General features: G+C 56.5%; 19 protein-coding genes and 1 tRNA gene. 9 read left to right on the top strand and 11 right to left on the bottom strand.

The window, feature by feature from the left end:
* Positions 1–58 precede the first annotated feature (58 nt).
* The 3 genes from R2A130_RS03305 (at position 59) to R2A130_RS03295 (ending at position 1,628) form a co-directional block, all read left to right on the top strand.
* Positions 59–625, top strand: a complete 567-nt coding sequence (locus R2A130_RS03305; RefSeq protein WP_009463622.1) for a nitroreductase — start codon at positions 59–61, stop codon at positions 623–625.
* A 5-nt stretch (positions 626–630) separates the two neighbouring features.
* Entirely contained in the window at positions 631–1,230 is a 600-nt protein-coding gene (locus tag R2A130_RS03300; RefSeq protein WP_009463621.1) for a flavin reductase family protein, read from the top strand.
* Positions 1,231–1,418: 188 nt separating this feature from the next.
* Positions 1,419–1,628, top strand: coding sequence for a cold-shock protein (locus tag R2A130_RS03295; protein WP_009463620.1), 210 nt, complete (start codon positions 1,419–1,421; stop codon positions 1,626–1,628).
* A gap of 78 nt (positions 1,629–1,706) precedes the next feature.
* Here R2A130_RS03295 and R2A130_RS03290 read toward each other — a convergent pair whose 3' ends face one another.
* Both R2A130_RS03290 and R2A130_RS03285 read right to left on the bottom strand, forming a co-directional pair.
* Positions 1,707–2,576: a CoA ester lyase gene (locus R2A130_RS03290; RefSeq protein ID WP_009463619.1), complete on the bottom strand. Its 870-nt coding sequence runs from the start codon at positions 2,574–2,576 to the stop codon at positions 1,707–1,709.
* Positions 2,573–3,034: a MaoC family dehydratase gene (locus R2A130_RS03285; RefSeq protein ID WP_009463618.1), complete on the bottom strand. Its 462-nt coding sequence runs from the start codon at positions 3,032–3,034 to the stop codon at positions 2,573–2,575. The genes R2A130_RS03290 and R2A130_RS03285 overlap by 4 nt, the downstream gene beginning before the upstream one ends.
* A 172-nt stretch (positions 3,035–3,206) precedes the next feature.
* Between R2A130_RS03285 and R2A130_RS03280 the strand changes: the two genes are divergently transcribed.
* Positions 3,207–4,286 carry a DUF2336 domain-containing protein gene (locus tag R2A130_RS03280; RefSeq protein WP_040304601.1) on the top strand — a complete coding sequence of 360 codons (1,080 nt, stop codon included), beginning with the start codon at positions 3,207–3,209 and terminating at the stop codon, positions 4,284–4,286.
* On the opposite strand, the gene R2A130_RS03275 is transcribed toward R2A130_RS03280, so the two are convergent.
* The 7 genes from R2A130_RS03275 to R2A130_RS03245 all read right to left on the bottom strand — a co-directional run bounded on the left by R2A130_RS03275 (position 4,283) and on the right by R2A130_RS03245 (position 10,263).
* Positions 4,283–5,050, bottom strand: coding sequence for an NAD kinase (locus tag R2A130_RS03275; protein ID WP_009463615.1), 768 nt, complete (start codon positions 5,048–5,050; stop codon positions 4,283–4,285). The two genes, R2A130_RS03280 and R2A130_RS03275, sit on opposite strands and share 4 nt — an antisense overlap.
* Positions 5,051–5,145: 95 nt before the next feature.
* Positions 5,146–6,579 (bottom strand): NAD(P)(+) transhydrogenase (Re/Si-specific) subunit beta, encoded by a 1,434-nt coding sequence (locus R2A130_RS03270; protein WP_009463612.1) that lies wholly within the window; start codon positions 6,577–6,579, stop codon positions 5,146–5,148.
* A gap of 13 nt (positions 6,580–6,592) precedes the next feature.
* Complete coding sequence (locus tag R2A130_RS03265) at positions 6,593–8,161, bottom strand: Re/Si-specific NAD(P)(+) transhydrogenase subunit alpha (RefSeq protein WP_009463610.1); 1,569 nt, start codon at positions 8,159–8,161, stop codon at positions 6,593–6,595.
* A gap of 185 nt (positions 8,162–8,346) precedes the next feature.
* Positions 8,347–8,422, bottom strand: a tRNA-Thr gene (locus R2A130_RS03260).
* 50 nt (positions 8,423–8,472) lie between these two features.
* The gene (locus tag R2A130_RS03255) at positions 8,473–9,177 is read right to left on the bottom strand and encodes a TIGR02281 family clan AA aspartic protease (protein ID WP_009463608.1); all 705 of its coding nucleotides are present in this window, start codon (positions 9,175–9,177) and stop codon (positions 8,473–8,475) included.
* A gap of 4 nt (positions 9,178–9,181) precedes the next feature.
* Positions 9,182–9,442 (bottom strand): DUF1289 domain-containing protein, encoded by a 261-nt coding sequence (locus tag R2A130_RS03250; RefSeq protein WP_009463606.1) that lies wholly within the window; start codon positions 9,440–9,442, stop codon positions 9,182–9,184.
* Positions 9,439–10,263, bottom strand: a complete 825-nt coding sequence (locus R2A130_RS03245) for an adenosylcobinamide-GDP ribazoletransferase (protein ID WP_009463603.1) — start codon at positions 10,261–10,263, stop codon at positions 9,439–9,441. The genes R2A130_RS03250 and R2A130_RS03245 overlap by 4 nt, the downstream gene beginning before the upstream one ends.
* Before the next feature lie 115 nt (positions 10,264–10,378).
* Here R2A130_RS03245 and cobT point away from each other — a divergent pair, with 115 nt between their 5' ends.
* Entirely contained in the window at positions 10,379–11,407 is a 1,029-nt protein-coding gene (cobT, locus tag R2A130_RS03240) for a nicotinate-nucleotide--dimethylbenzimidazole phosphoribosyltransferase (protein WP_009463601.1), read from the top strand.
* Between the two features lie 7 nt (positions 11,408–11,414).
* On the opposite strand, the gene R2A130_RS19090 is transcribed toward cobT, so the two are convergent.
* Entirely contained in the window at positions 11,415–12,995 is a 1,581-nt protein-coding gene (locus R2A130_RS19090; RefSeq protein WP_009463599.1) for a HAMP domain-containing sensor histidine kinase, read from the bottom strand.
* A gap of 133 nt (positions 12,996–13,128) precedes the next feature.
* Here R2A130_RS19090 and R2A130_RS03230 point away from each other — a divergent pair, with 133 nt between their 5' ends.
* The 4 genes from R2A130_RS03230 to R2A130_RS03215 all read left to right on the top strand — a co-directional run bounded on the left by R2A130_RS03230 (position 13,129) and on the right by R2A130_RS03215 (position 15,476).
* On the top strand, positions 13,129–13,710 hold the full coding sequence (locus tag R2A130_RS03230) for a thermonuclease family protein (RefSeq protein WP_156798366.1): 582 nt from the start codon (positions 13,129–13,131) through the stop codon (positions 13,708–13,710).
* Positions 13,710–14,321 (top strand): glutathione S-transferase family protein, encoded by a 612-nt coding sequence (locus R2A130_RS03225; protein ID WP_009463596.1) that lies wholly within the window; start codon positions 13,710–13,712, stop codon positions 14,319–14,321. Before R2A130_RS03230 ends, R2A130_RS03225 begins: the two co-directional genes overlap by 1 nt.
* The gene (locus R2A130_RS03220) at positions 14,314–14,931 is read left to right on the top strand and encodes a uracil-DNA glycosylase family protein (protein ID WP_009463594.1); all 618 of its coding nucleotides are present in this window, start codon (positions 14,314–14,316) and stop codon (positions 14,929–14,931) included. The genes R2A130_RS03225 and R2A130_RS03220 overlap by 8 nt, the downstream gene beginning before the upstream one ends.
* A gap of 80 nt (positions 14,932–15,011) precedes the next feature.
* Positions 15,012–15,476, top strand: coding sequence for an Lrp/AsnC family transcriptional regulator (locus tag R2A130_RS03215; RefSeq protein WP_009463592.1), 465 nt, complete (start codon positions 15,012–15,014; stop codon positions 15,474–15,476).
* A gap of 2 nt (positions 15,477–15,478) precedes the next feature.
* Here the strand turns inward: R2A130_RS03215 and R2A130_RS03210 are convergent, their stop codons facing one another.
* Positions 15,479–16,357, bottom strand: coding sequence for an NAD(P)-dependent oxidoreductase (locus R2A130_RS03210; protein ID WP_009463590.1), 879 nt, complete (start codon positions 16,355–16,357; stop codon positions 15,479–15,481).
* Between the last annotated feature and the right edge of the window lie 59 nt (positions 16,358–16,416).

Here is a 16,416-nt window from a genome sequence, read left to right as displayed (position 1 = left end):
TCAAGGCAAGTTCGCTTCGCTACATGGAACGCTTGAACGAACATGAGGCGACAACGCCATGAACGACCAGCTTGAACACCTTCGCAACCGCCGCTCCAGCCTATCGATGACCTTGGCAGAACCTGGTCCAGATGAGGCGCAATTGCGAGATATGATGACGATCGCTGCACGTGTGCCTGACCATGGAAAGCTCGCGCCATGGCGGTTCGAGGTGTGGACGCCAGCATTCCGGCAACGGGTGCACGGTGAACTTCAAACGATGCTGGACAGCTCCGATCTGCCGGATGTCGAGAAGCTGCGCAAAGGCATCGAGAAGCTGCTTCACGCGCCCACCGTCGTTGCCATTATCAGCACAGCCACGAATCATCCAAAAATTCCGCTGTGGGAGCAGCATCTGAGTGCGGGTGCTGCCTGTATGAACATGCTGCACGCGGCCAATGCCCATGGATTCGAAGCCCAGTGGCTGACCGCTTGGTATGTCTACGACACTCGTGCTTCAGCAAAATTGGGCCTTAACAATGGTGAGCAGATCGCCGCTATTGTTCACATCGGTTCCTCAGATGTCGCCAAGCAGGAGCGGGACCGCCCGAATCTCGATGATATTTTGACGGTTCGGGAGGCTTAAGCTGCATGTTCTACACTGCAGAAGAGGGGCATTCATTGCCGTTCAACCCGTTCAAGGCCATCGTTGCGCCACGTCCTATCGGCTGGATTTCCACATTGACCAAGGATGGTGCTGCCAATCTCGCACCCTATTCCTTCTTCAACGGCGTAGGTGACGCACCCGAAATGGTGATGTTCGCTTCTGGTGGGATGAAAGACAGCGCGCGCAACGCGATTGATACCGGCGAGTTCACCTTCAATTTTGTGGGCCGTGCCATGAAGGATGCGATGAATGCATCGTCCGCTTCGCTGCCATATGGCGAAGATGAGTTCGACCATGCTGGATTGACCAAAGCCGCCGGAGCCACAGTTGCTTGCCCGCGAGTGCAGGGGGCAGCGGCTGCGATGGAGTGCAAGCTTGTTGAAACGCTGACGCCCCAAACGCTTTCCGGGGAACCATCAAGCTATACGATTCTGGTTGGTCAGGTGACCGGCACCTTCATTGATGATGCGTTTGTGACAGAAGGCGGTCGTTTCGACATCGCCAAGGCGGACCCAATCATGCGGGCAGGGTATCGCGATTATTTTGGCGATGGCGGTTTGTTCGAAATGGAACGGCCCGGCTGACACTTGGCGCTGTTGTGAAGAAGATGTCTTGTTAATGTCGCAATTCGGGCCTACTTGATGCTCATCGAAATTAGACGAATACCTGCTGCCTCCCACCATCTACGATGGTCTCGCAACGGAATATCTCTTCAATCTCGACCACCGGCATCATTTCGATGCCTCCATTGCAAGACTCGAAAGTGAATATCATGACTTCAGGTACCGTAAAATTCTACAATGACACCAAAGGCTTCGGCTTCATCCAGCCAGATGACGGCGGCAAGGACGTGTTCGTCCACGCTACCGCTCTTGAGCGTAACGGCCTTACCGGTCTGTCCGAAGGCCAGAAGGTTTCCTTCGAAACCGACATGGACCCACGCTCCGGCAAGCCAGCCGTCAGCAAAATCGAAGCTGCCTAAATTTTTGGTAGTTTCTGGAGATTTTTTCTCCAGATGATTTTAAAGCCTCGGTTCGAAAGAACCGGGGCTTTTTGTTTTTTAGTGACCAGCGAGGGCCAAAGTGCGTTGCGCTAGTCGCAGGTGAGGGCGATCCACCATCTTGCCGTTGACCGATAAAACGCCTGCATCCGGTTCTGCGTTGAAGGCATCGACAATGTCGCGCGCGGTGGTGATCTCATCTTCAGTGGGGGACATGGTGGTGTTGATGGGCGCGACTTGGGCCGGATGAATGGCCATCTTCCCGGTAAATCCATCCATACGCGCTTCGCTGCATTCGTCTGCGAAACCCTCGGCATCTGAAAAATCGGGAAAAACCGTGTCCAACGCTTGAACGTTACAGGCATTCGCCACCAGCAATGTCACGGTCCGGGCATGGCGGAAAACGTCCGTATAACGCCCTCGCTCATCACGTTTGCGCAATGCTCCAATATCTGCGGAAAGATCTTCTGCGCCCCACGTGACGCCGGCCAGTCGCGGTAGATCGGCATCAGCATAGCTACCGACATTCAACAGGCCGCGAGCCGTTTCTGTGATAATGGCGATGATTTTCGTTGCACCATCAGTCTGGCCCACCTGCGCTTCATGGGTTCTCAGCATCGCTGATAGCTTTTCCACATCGCTGGCATGTTCGCATTTTGGCAGTACCACACCTTTTGGCTTCCCGGGCATGATGGCTGCTAGATCTGCCTCGACCCAACCGGTGTCGAATGCGTTGATGCGGACCCAAAGTTCAGGCGCTTTTTCGGTAGCGTTCTGCAAGTAGGTCGCGCTGGTTTCGCGGGCCTTTTGTTTGGCGGAAACTGCGACCGAATCTTCCAGATCGATGAACAAGGCGTCCGCGCCACTTGAGCCTGCTTTTTCGAGCTTTCGCTCGCTATCACCGGGAACGAAGAGTGCGCTCTTGATCATGTGTTTGCCTCCGGCCGCTTCAACATCATGGCTTGGCGGACGCATTCACACACCAACTCGCCACGTTGATTGAAACCTTCATGTTTGAATTCGACCACGCCTCTGTCCGGCTTGCTTTTAGAGGCGCGCAAGGAGGTGACTGTCGTGCGTGCGGAGACGGTGTCACCCTGCAAGACGGGGGCTGGAAAGCGTGTGTCGGTCATGCCCAGATTGCCGATTGTGGTGCCGAGTGTCGTGTCCTGCACCGAAAGACCGATCACGAGGCCCAGCGTGAGCAGTGAGTTTACAAGCGGCTCGCCCCATTCGGTGTCTTTGGCAAAGTGACGGTCGATATGCAGCGGTTGCGGATTCATCGTCATCAGCGAAAACGACATATTGTCGGCCTCTGTGATGGTGCGGCGCAATTCGTGCTCAAAAATCTGACCCACTGAAAACTCGTCGAAATACAGGCCCGGCATACGAATTCACCTCGGATTTTGCGTCAGCGACATGGTTAGCACGAATTCAATAAACGTGGTGAACGATCGTTTAACGCTTTCGCTTTAGCTTCCATTGCAGGGCGACGTGTTTTGGACGCCCGTGTATTGCGTTTTGTAGTGTTGGAGTAGTGTTGTGTTTGTGGAACGTTTTATGGCGTGGGCTGTTGCCCAACCGTCTTCCGTGCGTGCTGAGGGCATTGCCGATCTTACTGCCGCTTACCGCACCGATCAGGTTGCCGATCAGGATATCGAAGCGACCGAGCAGGTTTTCACTCTCTTTCTTGATGATCCCGATATTGTTGTGCGTAGAGCGCTTTCTGCAGGTCTTGCGACAAGCGACCGTGCGCCACGCGCGCTTATCTGGTCGTTGATGAATGACATTTTCACAGTTGCCGAACCGATCTTCGCCCGCAGCACACGCCTTACATCTGCTGAACTTACCAACGCCGCTACGAGCGGTTCATCCGCTATCGCAACCCTGATCGCAGGCCGCTCGCTGCTTGACGGGCAGGTGGTGCGTGCCATCGCCAAAGACGGTTGCGCTGATGCTGTGGAAGCGCTGCTGCACAACAGAACGATCATATTGGGTTCCGGCCTGCTGGATGAGGTCGCACAGCGCTTTGCTGATGATGGTGCCATTCGCAACGCGCTTTTGGACCAGCCGCAGATTTCCGCAATCTCCCGCCACCGTCTTGCTGCTGCAGCTGCTGCCGATATGGCGAAACTTACAATCGGCAACGCGACGCGTATTGCTGCTGTCGCTTCTGATGCACTCGACAAAGCTACTGTCGAGATCGCTACGCAGTGCGATGTGGCTGACCTTTCGATCTATGCAGCGCATCTTAGTGAGCAGAATGTCATTACGCCGTCACTGTTGGTCCGCAGCATTTGTGTGGGCAACGCGGCACTTTTCGAGACGATGTTTGCCACTGCAACATTGACCAACCTTAGCCGCGTTCAATCTATCATGGACGACAGCCGTCGCAGTGCCTTCCGCGCGTTGTGCAAGAAGGCTAATCTGCCCGTAGCGTCTCTACCATTGTTCGAAGCTGCTCTGAGCAACTGGACGCTTTGTGACGACCCGATGGACATGGTCGAAGCGCTGTTGGCTGCTGTTGAGGGTGAAGAACTTGTTGACGGTGCTCTTGTGGGCCTGCTGGGTCGCATCGCATCTGAACTGCATCGCAACCAGTCGCGCCGCCCGGACCAGCTCCTTCTGGCTGCAGCCTAGTAGCGAAACTGCTCGTCGAGGATTCGCTCTTCCCACGAGTGGTCCGGGTCGAACATCAGTACGCCGGTCATCTCGCGGTCTTCGTGAACGTGAACTTCGATTGCTGACTTAATTTCCGTGTTGTCGGCTACAGCATTTACCGGGCGTTTTTCGGTTTCCAGCACGGTTATCCGAACCTTCGAATGGTTGGGCAGCAACGCACCGCGCCAGTTGCGAGGGCGGAATGCGCTGACCGGTGTGAGCGCCAATAGCGGCGCTTTCAACGGCAGAATCGGGCCGTGGGCTGACAGGTTGTAAGCTGTCGAACCTTGCGGCGTTGCCACCATCAAACCGTCGCACACCAGCGCCTCCATGCGCTCGCGCCCGTCGATCTCAATGCGGAGTTTGGCAGCCTGTGCGGATTGGCGGAAGAGTGAGACTTCGTTGAACGCCATGGAGCGATGTTCGACGCCATCGGCGTCGGTGACAACCATTTGCAGCGGATGAATGCGGGCGCGGTGGGCTTTTGCGATACGGGCGGGCAGGTCATCGACCGCGTATTCATTCATCAGAAACCCGACTGTTCCCTTGTTCATGCCGTAGATCGGTTTACCCGCTTCCATCCACTGCAGCTGCGTTTGCAGCATGAAACCGTCGCCACCAAGGGCAACGATGACATCTGCTTCGGCAGGCGAGGTTTGGCCATAATGGTCCGTCAGTTCCGCCAAGGCCTGTTGGGCAGTCTCATTTGAGTTGGCGAGGAAGGCTAGGCTTTGGTTTGCCATGGCACCGGTGTGAACTGGCTGAGGGACGCAGAGCCTGCCACGAACTGCGCTGGAAAGACCAGCACCGTTCGCGACCCCAAGCTACTAGAGTTAAGCTACGATATTTTCTGCAGCAGTGCGTTCACGGAGTCCTTCGCGTCTCCGTAGAGCATCCGCGTGTTGTCCTTGAAGAACAGCGGATTTTCGACGCCGGAATAACCGGTACCTGCGCCACGTTTTGAAACGAAAACCTGCTTCGATTTCCAAACTTCCAGAACCGGCATACCGGCGATGGGTGAGTTCGGATCGTCCTGCGCCGCCGGGTTCACAATATCGTTGGACCCGACAACCATCACCACATCCGTGTCCGGCAGATCATCATTGATCTCATCCATTTCCAGCACGATGTCGTATGGCACTTTGGCTTCTGCCAGCAGCACGTTCATGTGGCCGGGCAGGCGGCCTGCTACGGGATGGATCGCGAAACGGACGTTCTTACCTTTGGCGCGGAGGCGTTGGGTAAGCTCTGAAATTGCTCCCTGCGCCTGGGCCACCGCCATGCCGTAACCGGGAACGATGACGACGCTATCGGCTTCATCCAAAGCTGCGGCGACCGTGTCGGCATCGGTGGCGATCATGTCGCCTTCGACTTCCATCTGCGGGCCGGATGTTCCGCCGAAGCCGCCGAGGATGACCGAGACGAACGAGCGGTTCATCGCCTTGCACATGATGTAGCTGAGGATTGCGCCGGACGAACCGACAAGCGCGCCCACAACGATGAGCAGATCATTGCCGAGGGAGAAGCCGATAGCTGCTGCTGCCCAACCCGAATAGGAGTTCAACATAGACACGACGACCGGCATATCCGCACCGCCGATGCCCATGATGAGATGGTAGCCGATGAACAGCGCGGCCAGCGTCATGATTGCGAGCGGCAGAAAGCCGCCGGTGTTGAGATACCAGAACAGGGAAAGAACTGAGATCGCAGCGGCAGTAGCGTTGAGCATGTGGCCGCCGGGCAGTTTTTCAGCCGCGCTTGTGACGCGACCGGACAGTTTGCCATAGGCGATGACCGAACCGGTGAAGGTGATCGCGCCGATGAAGACACCGAGGAACACTTCGACCTTAAGAATGGTCAGCTCGACCGCGCTTTTCTTGGCCAGCAAGGCGGCGAAGCCTTCGAGCTGAAGAACCGCGTTGGGGTCGAGTTCTGCAACGCGCACCATTTCGATATGGGCGTTCAGGCCCACGAAAACGGCGGCAAGACCGACAAGTGCGTGCATACCGGCCACGAGTTCCGGCATTTGGGTCATTTCGACCTTCGATGCCAATTGGTAACCGATGATGCCGCCAAGGCCGATCAGAATGATCGACAGCAACCATAGGCCCGAACCAGGGCCAATAAGCGTGGCAGTGACGGCGAGCGCCATGCCGACAATGCCGTACCAGACGGCGCGTTTTGCGCTTTCCTGACCGGACAGACCGCCCAGTGAGAGAATGAAAAGAATGGCTGCGACGACGTAGGCCGCGGTTGTGAAACCGTAATCCATCGACCGTTCCCCCTTAAGACTTCTGGAACATGGCAAGCATGCGCCGTGTGACGAGGAACCCGCCGAAAATGTTGATGCCCGCCATGAAGACTGCCAGTGCCGACAGCACAATCACCAGCCAAGAGCCGGACCCGATCTGCATGACCGCGCCCAGAATGATGATCGACGAGATAGCGTTCGTAACGGCCATAAGCGGCGTGTGAAGCGAATGCGACACGTTCCAAATAACCTGAAAGCCGATGAACACCGACAACACGAATACGATGAAGTGCTGCATGAAACTGGCCGGGGCCACTAGGCCGACCGCGAGCAGTAAGGCCGCGCCAACCGCGATGAGTGTGACCTGATTTTTCGTTTCTGCCTTGAACGCGGCAGTTTCTGCAGCGCGCTTCTGCTCAGGCGTTAGCTCCGGCACTTTTTCTTTTTTCGGAGCGGCAGCTATCGCTGCAATCTTGGGTGGCGGCGGTGGGAAGGTCACCTTTTTCGCGTGGGCAACCGTAGCGCCACGGATCACATCGTCTTCCATATTGTGAACGATGACACCGTCTTTTTCCGGGGTCAGGTCCGTCATCATGTGGCGGATGTTGGTGGCGTAAAGGTTGGAAGATTGCGTTGCCATGCGGCTCGGGAAGTCGGTGTAACCAACGACGGTGACGCCGTTTTTGGTCTCGATCTTCTCGTCCTTGACGGTCAATTCGCAGTTGCCGCCGCGTTCTGCTGCAAGATCAACAATGACCGAGCCGGGCTTCATTGCGGCGACCATGTCTGCTGTCCACAAGATCGGAGCATCACGGCCAGGAATCAGCGCCGTGGTGATGACGATGTCGACGTCTTTGGCTTGCTCGGCAAAGAGTTCGAGCTGCTTTTCGCGGAATTCAGGAGAGGAGGGGGCCGCATAGCCACCGTCGCCGGAACCTGATTCTTCAAAATCGAGCAGTAGGAATTCTGCGCCCATGCTCTCAATCTGCTCGGCAACTTCCGGTCGCACGTCGAAGGCGCGCACGATTGCACCCAAGGATTGCGCCGTACCGATGGCCGCAAGGCCAGCAACGCCTGCGCCAATGACCAACACTTTCGCTGGTGGCACCTTGCCGGCGGCCGTCACCTGACCGGTGAAGAAGCGTCCGAAATTATTGCCCGCTTCGATAACAGCGCGATAACCTGCGATATTCGCCATGGACGACAGGGCATCCATTTTCTGCGCGCGGGATATGCGGGGCACCATGTCCATGGCGATCATTGTGGAACCGGCCTTCGCCGCATTTGCCATCAATGTCTTGTTGTCGCTTGGATAGACGAAGGAAATGACCGTCTGGTCTTTCCGCATCTTCTTGGCTTCAGCTGGCTGAGGCGGGCGAACTTTCGCCACTACGTCTGCTTTTTCCCAAAGCTCGGCTGCGGTCTTGGCGACCGTCACACCGGCATCTCGGTAGTCTTTGTCTGAAAAACGTGCGGCTTTGCCTGCCCCGCTTTGGATCATACAATCGAAGCCTAGCTTCTGCAGGTCTACCGCAGACTGTGGCGTCATCGCCACGCGGCTCTCGTCTTTGACTATTTCTTTAGGTGCGCCGATAATCGTCATGCGGTTTTCCCGTTTTCAAGCAAGGATCTGAGACCACGTTGCAACGCAGCGCCTCATTCCTTCGTATTAATTTCTGGCTCCCACTTCGTTCTAGGCAGCGATTTCGTAAAAGGAAACGCCAACCGAGCTTAAACCCGCGCAAATGTGTCGCAGGAGGCAATTCTGAGCAGTAATTTACGGAAAATTGGTGCCCCCAACACGATTCGAACGCGTGACCTACTGATTACAAATCAGTTGCTCTACCAGCTGAGCTATAGGGGCTTCGCGGATGCGTTTATCGCGGGTCGGCGCATTGTGCAAGCGGGTAAAGGCTAGTCTCTTAATGTCAGGCGATCGCCGCGTTTTTCGTAGGACGATAGTGATTCCATGAATTGCTGGCCGAGCAGGCTGGTGCCGAGACGCCCAGGCTGGGCGACCATGACGCGCAGGTTGCTGCGTTCGATCCCCCCTAGGTAGAGACTGTCGATTGTCGCCATTGCGGAGCGACCCGTTCCGTTGGCGGTTTGGGTCAGAACCGTGAAAGCCAGATTATCAACATCGATTCCCGCCGCTTCCGCGTCTGTTGCAGCCAGAACAATTGCCGTTGCACCGGTGTCGACAAGAAAGCGCACGGATGCATCGTTCACGCCTGCCACGGCTTCGAAATGGCCATTGTCTGAGCGGATGAGAGTGACCTCTGTTCCGCCTTCCGTTGTGCTGCGTGAGATCGGGCTGCCGGGAATCAGGCCAGCCGTCAGGCGCGAGCCCAAGTCCTGAAGGTCGAAACGCAGCACGTAGCCACCCATCAACACCGCGATGATGAGGGCCCAGAGCGCCAACTGTTTTACAGAATCACCCAGCCGCACACCGTTGCCGAACATTCCGAAGCCAACAAATATGGCCCATAAAATGCCAGCGCCCGCGATTGCAAACTTTTCAGTCTCCATGCCCATGGTCGTGCCGGTATCGCCGGTGGCGATGAGCGCTACGAGAAGCAGCCCCGTCAGTCCGATCAATATCCAGAAGATGCGGGGCATCGGTTCAGCCGGTTTCTGACGATGATAGATCTATGACGTCACGGGTGCGCTGCCGCTGGAGGTTGCGCTTTGTAACTCGGCGGGGCTTTCGTTCCAGCTTTGCAATGCGGTCAGGCAGCTCGTCAGCCATCAAACGCTGGCGTTCAGCTTCTGGAATGTCGATCCAACTGGTGATCTCTGTTCCGGTGCGTCCACATCCGAAGCAATTGCCGGTTTTCTGGTCGATGGAGCATACGAGGATGCATGGGGAGGATATTGTGCTCATGGCGCTTGTGTAGTCGCTGCAAGCGCAATCCAAAAGCCCAGATGTGCGATCTGCTGTGTCGCACCCAGAATGTCGCCGGTATGCCCGCCGATATGATGGTGAGCTAATTTGGTCATAGCGAGCGTTCCAAGCGATGCGGCGATCAGCACTATGAGCGTCGTCTGTATTCCGAAGGTTGCTGCGAGAAGGAGTGCAGGGGCCAACGATATTACGAAAGTCGCTCGCATAGTGCCATGGTCCGGCATGCCGAAGCGTGCGGACAGGCCTGCCTCGTCTTTCCGTTGAGATTTGTTCTGGCTGCTTGTTGGGCGAGCATTGTCTATCGAAACCCAAGGCCACAGCATTGCTGCGCGTGAAAGGCTTGCGGATGTTATGAGCGAAATGGCGAATTGGGTTGAAGACATGGCGGATAATGTTTGGGCCATCAGGGCTGCGGTTAGAGACAGGCATAAGATCAAGGCTAATGTGCCATAGGTGCCGATGCTGCTGTCGCGCATGATCTCCAGCTTGCGGGCAATCGTATGTCCGCCCCAGAAGCCATCTGCGACATCGGCAAGACCGTCTTCGTGAAGCGCGCCTGTGATGATGATTGTTGTAGCTATTGCTATGATCGCAACCACAAGTGGCTGCAAACCAAGCCATATCGAGATGGATGCCAGAATGGTGGCTGGCGCGGCGATGATGATTCCGGCCAGCGGAAATGTGTGGGCCTGTTTCTGAAAATCGGGCAGCGGCGTGTTTTCACTATACGGGACCGGCAGGCGCGACAGAAAACGCAGCGAAGCCAACGTATCGGCAGGCAGATTGCGTAGGCTCTGCATAGTCTGTCGCTCCGGTGGTCGTTGCGGGTTGCCATCACGCCGCAAGCAGAATGCTTGTTTGCGTGCCACGCTGCGATATAGGTCGGCAACCGCATTCGCAATCAGACCTGAGCTCATGGCCGATACTGCAATTCCATTCGACGACATTCGTAACCTGCTCAACGATCTGCCGGGACCGGACACCAATGCCGCGCGTTTGGTGGCGGAACGTGACGCGCAACTGACGAAACCTGCTGGTGCCTTGGGCAAGCTTGAAAATCTCGCCGAGTGGGTTGCGACATGGCAGGGCAGGCGTCCTCAAATCACACGTCCGCTGGTGGCTATTTTTGCTGGCAATCACGGTGTGACCGATCAGGGCGTTTCGCCGTTCCCGCGCGAAGTGACCGCGCAAATGGTGGGCAATTTCACCAATGGCGGCGCGGCGATCAACCAGATTTGCGCCGCTTACGATTTGGGTCTGAAGGTGTTCGACCTCGCGCTCGACCTGCCCACGGGCGATATTTCACTGGAAGCCGCTATGGATGAGCGCACGTGCGCCGCCACTATGGCGTTCGGCATGGAAGCCATTGCCGGAGGCACCGACCTTTTGTGCATCGGCGAAATGGGCATCGGAAACACCACAATCGCGTCTGCGATCTATTGCGCGCTTTTCGGTGGGACTGGCGCAGATTGGGCCGGTCCCGGAACAGGCCATGACGATGCCGGTGTGAACCTGAAAGCCGAGGTTATCGACCGTGCGCTGGAACTTCACAAAGACGGTCTGCGTGACCCGCTGGAAGTGTTGCGTCGCCTAGGTGGGCGAGAAATTGCAGCTATGGCTGGCGCAATCCTCGCTGGTCGGGCGCAACGGGTGCCTGTCATCATTGATGGGTATGTGGCCGGTGCGGCCGCTGCCGTGTTGCATGCGGCTGACCCATCATCGCTCGATCACTGCATTTTTGCACATGTCAGTGCCGAGCCAGCCCATGCGCGCGCGTTGGCCGCCATGGGTAAGGAGCCGCTGCTGAACCTAGATATGCGATTGGGCGAGGGCACAGGTGCTGCACTTGCTGCCGGTATCGTTAAGGCTGCTGTACAGTGCCACACCGGCATGGCGACCTTTGAAGAGGCTGCAGTGTCCAACCGCGATGCGGCAGACAGCTAGGCCAAATCTACGCTGACATTGCGGGCGCTTGAACGACCTTCTGACGTTCACGCACTTTGGCGTTTTCGTTCTGGTCAGCCTGAGCCGTCGGCATTACGCGGCTGCGCGGGAACGTTGCTGTTACTTCGGTGCCCGCGCGAAGCTTTGAGCGCAGATCGAAGCGGCCATCGTGCATCTGCATCAAGGCTTGCACGATAGGCAGACCGAGACCGGTGCCTTGTTCCGCGCTTTTAATCGCGATTGAACCTTGGCCGAACGACGATAGAACGATGGGAATTTCCTCTTCAGGAATGCCCGGACCGGTATCGCGAATGGTAATGTATTGGCCACCACCGGAGGTCCAACCGCATTTCAACCAGATGGTGCCGCCCGACGGTGTAAACTTGAGGGCGTTGGACAGCAGGTTCAAAACGATCTGCCGCACCGCACGGGCATCTGCCCATACCGCAGGCATGTCGGGCTGAAGCTGAATGACCAGCTGAACTTTTTTCTGGTTCGCCTTCAGCTTCACCATCTGCTGCGATTCTTCTACCGCATGACCCAGTTTGACAGGCTCTTCGTTCAATTCGTAACGGCCAGCCTCAATGCGCGACAGGTCTAGAATTTCGTTGATAAGCTTTAGAAGGTGCGCGCCTGAGCGGTGAATGTCGGCGAGGTATTCTTTGTAATTGTCGTTGTCGATTGGCCCCATGACTTCGTTGCTCATAATCTCCGAAAAACCCAAAATAGCGTTCAGCGGCGTGCGCAATTCGTGGCTCATGGTGGCGAGAAAACGTGATTTTGCGAGGTTGGCTTCTTCGGCGCGCCTGCGTGCTTCTTCCGAGATGCCGCGTGATGCTTCCAGCTCCATCACCAGCTGGTCGCGTTCGGCGCGCGAGCTTATTGCATCGAGTTGGCCATCACGGATCAAACGACCCACGAAATGATAGAATGCGAGCGATACGATCATCAGCATCGCAAGACCCAAGGCAGGTACAGTGCTGACCATCATCAGCTGTAAGACGATGACCGTCAGCAAGGGCGCAGCGGCTGCAATGACGCCCCAGGAAATATTGCGCGAAGCGATGAACGAAAGTGATGTGACCACCATCGCGCCAAGGAAACACATGATCGAGAAAGCGCCGCTGGTTTCCAGCACCGGTAAATGAGCGAACAGGCCCGCCCACAAAACGCCACCGGCAAACTGGAAAGCTGTGAAAATACGCAACCATTTCTTCCGGTCGGTTTTGTCCTTTTCGAGCGCCAGAAATTTTTTGGCGTAGAGCTGGTTCAAGATTGCAAGTGCGGTGCTGCCGATGAGCCACCCGCCCAGAACCATAAGGTCGACGCCGAAATGCGTGGTGTAGGTAGCTATGGCCAGCAGGCTGATGACCATCACGAATGTTTGCTGCTGAACGTGTGCGTGACGGACGAGCAAATCATGATCGAAACTGGCTGCATGGGCATCACGAATGGTGGTGTGATTGCCTAATCCTTGGCGTGCCGCCTTAACCGCGCGGCCGGATTTTGACTGGCCGCTACCGCCGCGCTTTTCCACGATGGTTTTATCGGCGCGAGCCGAGGGCAGCGGAGATGCGGGCGTGTGCATCGGGTTGCGGAACTTTCAGAATTTCATTCGTCCCTGCATTTTGCTGCAAGATGGATAACTACGGGTTAAGAGCGATCACCTGCGAGTTCACAATTTGGTGGAAAACTGTGAAAAACCCGGCACTGGTGCAAGCGTGAGAAGATGGTTCCGAAAAGCTATGGAATTGGCATTGGCTGGCGCTGTTTTGGTGGCGATGTTTCTCGCAGTTGCATGGTTGGAGACGCGGTCAGTCCGCAGCCTTGAAGGGCGGGCAATCGCGGTCGATGGCGATTCGCTGGTAATGGACGGTGAACGCCTTCGCTTGGAGGGGATCGACGCGCCTGAAATGGACCAGACTTGCACACGCGGTGGAACTGAATGGGCGTGCGGACGCGATGCGAGAACGGCCTTGCGCAGGCTCATTCGCCCTGGCGTGGTTTGCGTAACGTCACGGGTCGATCACTATGATAGATGGCTTGCACGTTGCACGGTTGGCGAAAACGATGTGGCTCGGAAAATGGTACTTTTGGGTCTTGCCGTTGATTACGGGCGTTTTGAAGCCGAAGCGTTGGACGCTCAGAATCGTGGCGTGGGAATTTGGGCTGGCGACTTCGAAAACCCGCAAGACTGGCGGCGCAATCGCAGGATAGAATCACGAGCCGGTATTGGTGCATGGGAAAATTTGCGGCGCTGGATGCGCGGCGTTCGACACAATGATGTTCTGGGGGATGAATGATGAAACTATATGATGGCGGCAGAGCGCCCAACCCGCGACGGGTTTCGATTTACCTTGCAGAAAAAGGCATCGACGTGCCGCGTGAGGTCGTGGACATGGGGGCGCTTCAACACCGCAGCGATGCGGTGAGCACCCTTAATCCGCTGCAGCGGTTGCCGGTTCTGGAATTGGATGACGGCACCGCGATCACAGAAACAATCGCTATCTGCCGGTATTTTGAAGAACTGCACCCGGAACCGGCTCTGTTCGGCACTGGGGCGTTGGAGAAAGCACAGATCGAGATGTGGCAACGACGGGTCGAGTTCGGTCTGCTGCTTCAGGTCGCCAATGTTTTCCGCCATTCACACCCCGCAATGGTTGAATGGGAAAAGCCGCAACTCGCCGAGTTTGCTGATGCAAACCGCCCAAAAGTGGAAGCTTTTTGCCGTTTCTTGAATGCGGAACTCGCGGATCGTGAGTTTATAGTTGGTGGTGCGTTCAGTGTGGCTGACATCACGGCTCTCGTTGGGCTCGACTTCATGAAACCGGCCCGCCTTGCCATTCCCGATGACTGCGAACACTTGTCTGCCTACCACGACCGTCTACGCGCCAGACCATCGGCTAATGCCTGAGGATCTCTCCGCATTGCAGACCGGAATTGATGCCTGTCGCATCTGCATTGAACGGCCCGCGAAATTGCCACTTCCCCATGAACCCAGACCGGTCGCATGGCTTTCGTCTTCCGCGCGGCTTTGTATTGCGGGGCAGGCGCCGGGCTTGCGGGTGCATAAAAGCGGCTTGCCTTTCGACGATGCGTCTGGAAACCGGCTGCGGGAATGGATGGGTATCGACTGTGATCAGTTTTATGATCGCGAGAAACTTGCCATCGTGCCCATGGGTTTTTGTTTCCCCGGTTACGATGCGAAAGGTTCCGATTTGCCACCGCGTCGTGAATGCCGCGCCGTATGGCACGATGATGTTTTCGCCGCGATGCCGCAGATCGAGCTGATCATCGTCATTGGCCAATACGCCCAAAAATACCATCTGGGGTCGCGGATGGCGCGGAATATGACCGAGACTGCACGCGATTGGCGGACACACCTGCATAGCAACGAACATCGTGTCGTTCTGCCCATTCCCCATCCAAGCTGGCGCAACACAGCTTGGTTGAAGCGCAATCCGTGGTTCCAGAATGAGGTGGTGCCGGTTTTGCAGGCTCAGGTTCAGCGTTTGATGCTGTGATTTGCGTTCACTGATGCCGTAGCCAGGGGCGTGGAAAACGGTGTAGAATAATTTTCTACAGCGCGGAGATGGAGAGCGTCATGGACCGGATCGACAAAGCAATTTTGAACCTGCTGCAGCATGACGCGACCATGCCAGTGGCCGAAATCGGTCGCCGTGTTGGTCTGTCCACCACGCCGTGCTGGCGGCGTATTCAAAAGATGGAAGAAGACGGTGTCATCACAGCGCGGGTGGCTTTGCTGGACCCACAGTCGGTCAACGCTAAGGTCACGGTCTTTGTTTCTGTACGAACGGCCAGTCACAATGCGGAGTGGCTGAAGCGGTTTTCAGAGGTCACATCCGAGTTTCCCGAAGTGGTGGAACTGTACCGAATGAGCGGCGATATCGATTATCTGATGCGCGTCGTGGTGCCTGATATCGCGGCCTATGACCGCTTTTATCAGAACCTGATTTCGAAGATCGATATCACCGACGTGTCGTCATCGTTTGCCATGGAGCAGATGAAGTACACGACGAAGTTGCCGCTGGAAAACCTTCTAGCATAACGTTATTTTCCGCTGGCGTTTAGCCGCGCAAGCAGCGCGCTCGTGTCCCAGCGGTTGCCACCCATGCGTTGCACTTCGGCATAGAACTGGTCGACCAATGCCGTGACGGGCAGGCTGACGCCTTGCGTGTTGGCTTCTTCGAGGCAGATCGCCAAGTCTTTGCGCATCCAGTCCACGGCAAATCCGTGCTCGTACTGGCCCGCGTCCATTGTTTCGTGGCGGTTTTCCATCTGCCATGAACCTGCTGCGCCTTTGGAAATGACATCCACGACCTTCTTGATGTCCAAGCCAGCTGCCTGACCAAGGTGGATCGCTTCCGACAGACCTTGAACCAGGCCGGCGATGCAAATCTGGTTCATCATTTTTGTCAGTTGGCCCGCGCCGGTGTCGCCCATGAGGCCGACCATTTTTGCGTAGCTTTCAATGACCGGTTTTGCGGTATCGAAGGTTGCCTGATCGCCGCCTACCATGACCGTCAACACGCCGTTTTCGGCACCTGCCTGCCCGCCGGACACCGGTGCGTCGAGAAAACCAAAGCCCTTTTCTGCCGCGATCGCTGCCAATTCGCGTGCGACATCGGCAGATGCCGTGGTGTTATCAATGAAAATTGCACCGGACTTTACGGTCTCAAAGGCTCCGCCTTCGCCGGTTGTTACCGAGCGCAGATCATCATCATTACCAACGCAGCAGAATACGAAATCGGCGCCATCAGCTGCAGCTGCAGGTGTTGGGGCATGGCTGCCGCCGTGTTCTTTCGCCCACGCTTCGGCTTTGGCTGCGGTGCGGTTGAAGACCGTGACGTCGTGGCCACCCTTGTTTTTCAGGTGTGCGGCCATGGGGTAGCCCATGACGCCTAGTCCGATGAAAGCAACCTTGGCCATGCGAAGTCCTACTGCGAAATTGTATTAGTGGTCGGTAACAAAGCCTGAGCGGCGCCGCA

Source organism: Ahrensia sp. R2A130, assembly GCF_000179775.1.
In the GTDB taxonomy this organism is placed as follows: domain Bacteria; phylum Pseudomonadota; class Alphaproteobacteria; order Rhizobiales; family Rhizobiaceae; genus Pseudahrensia.
This window is presented reverse-complemented; position numbering and strand designations above follow the sequence as displayed.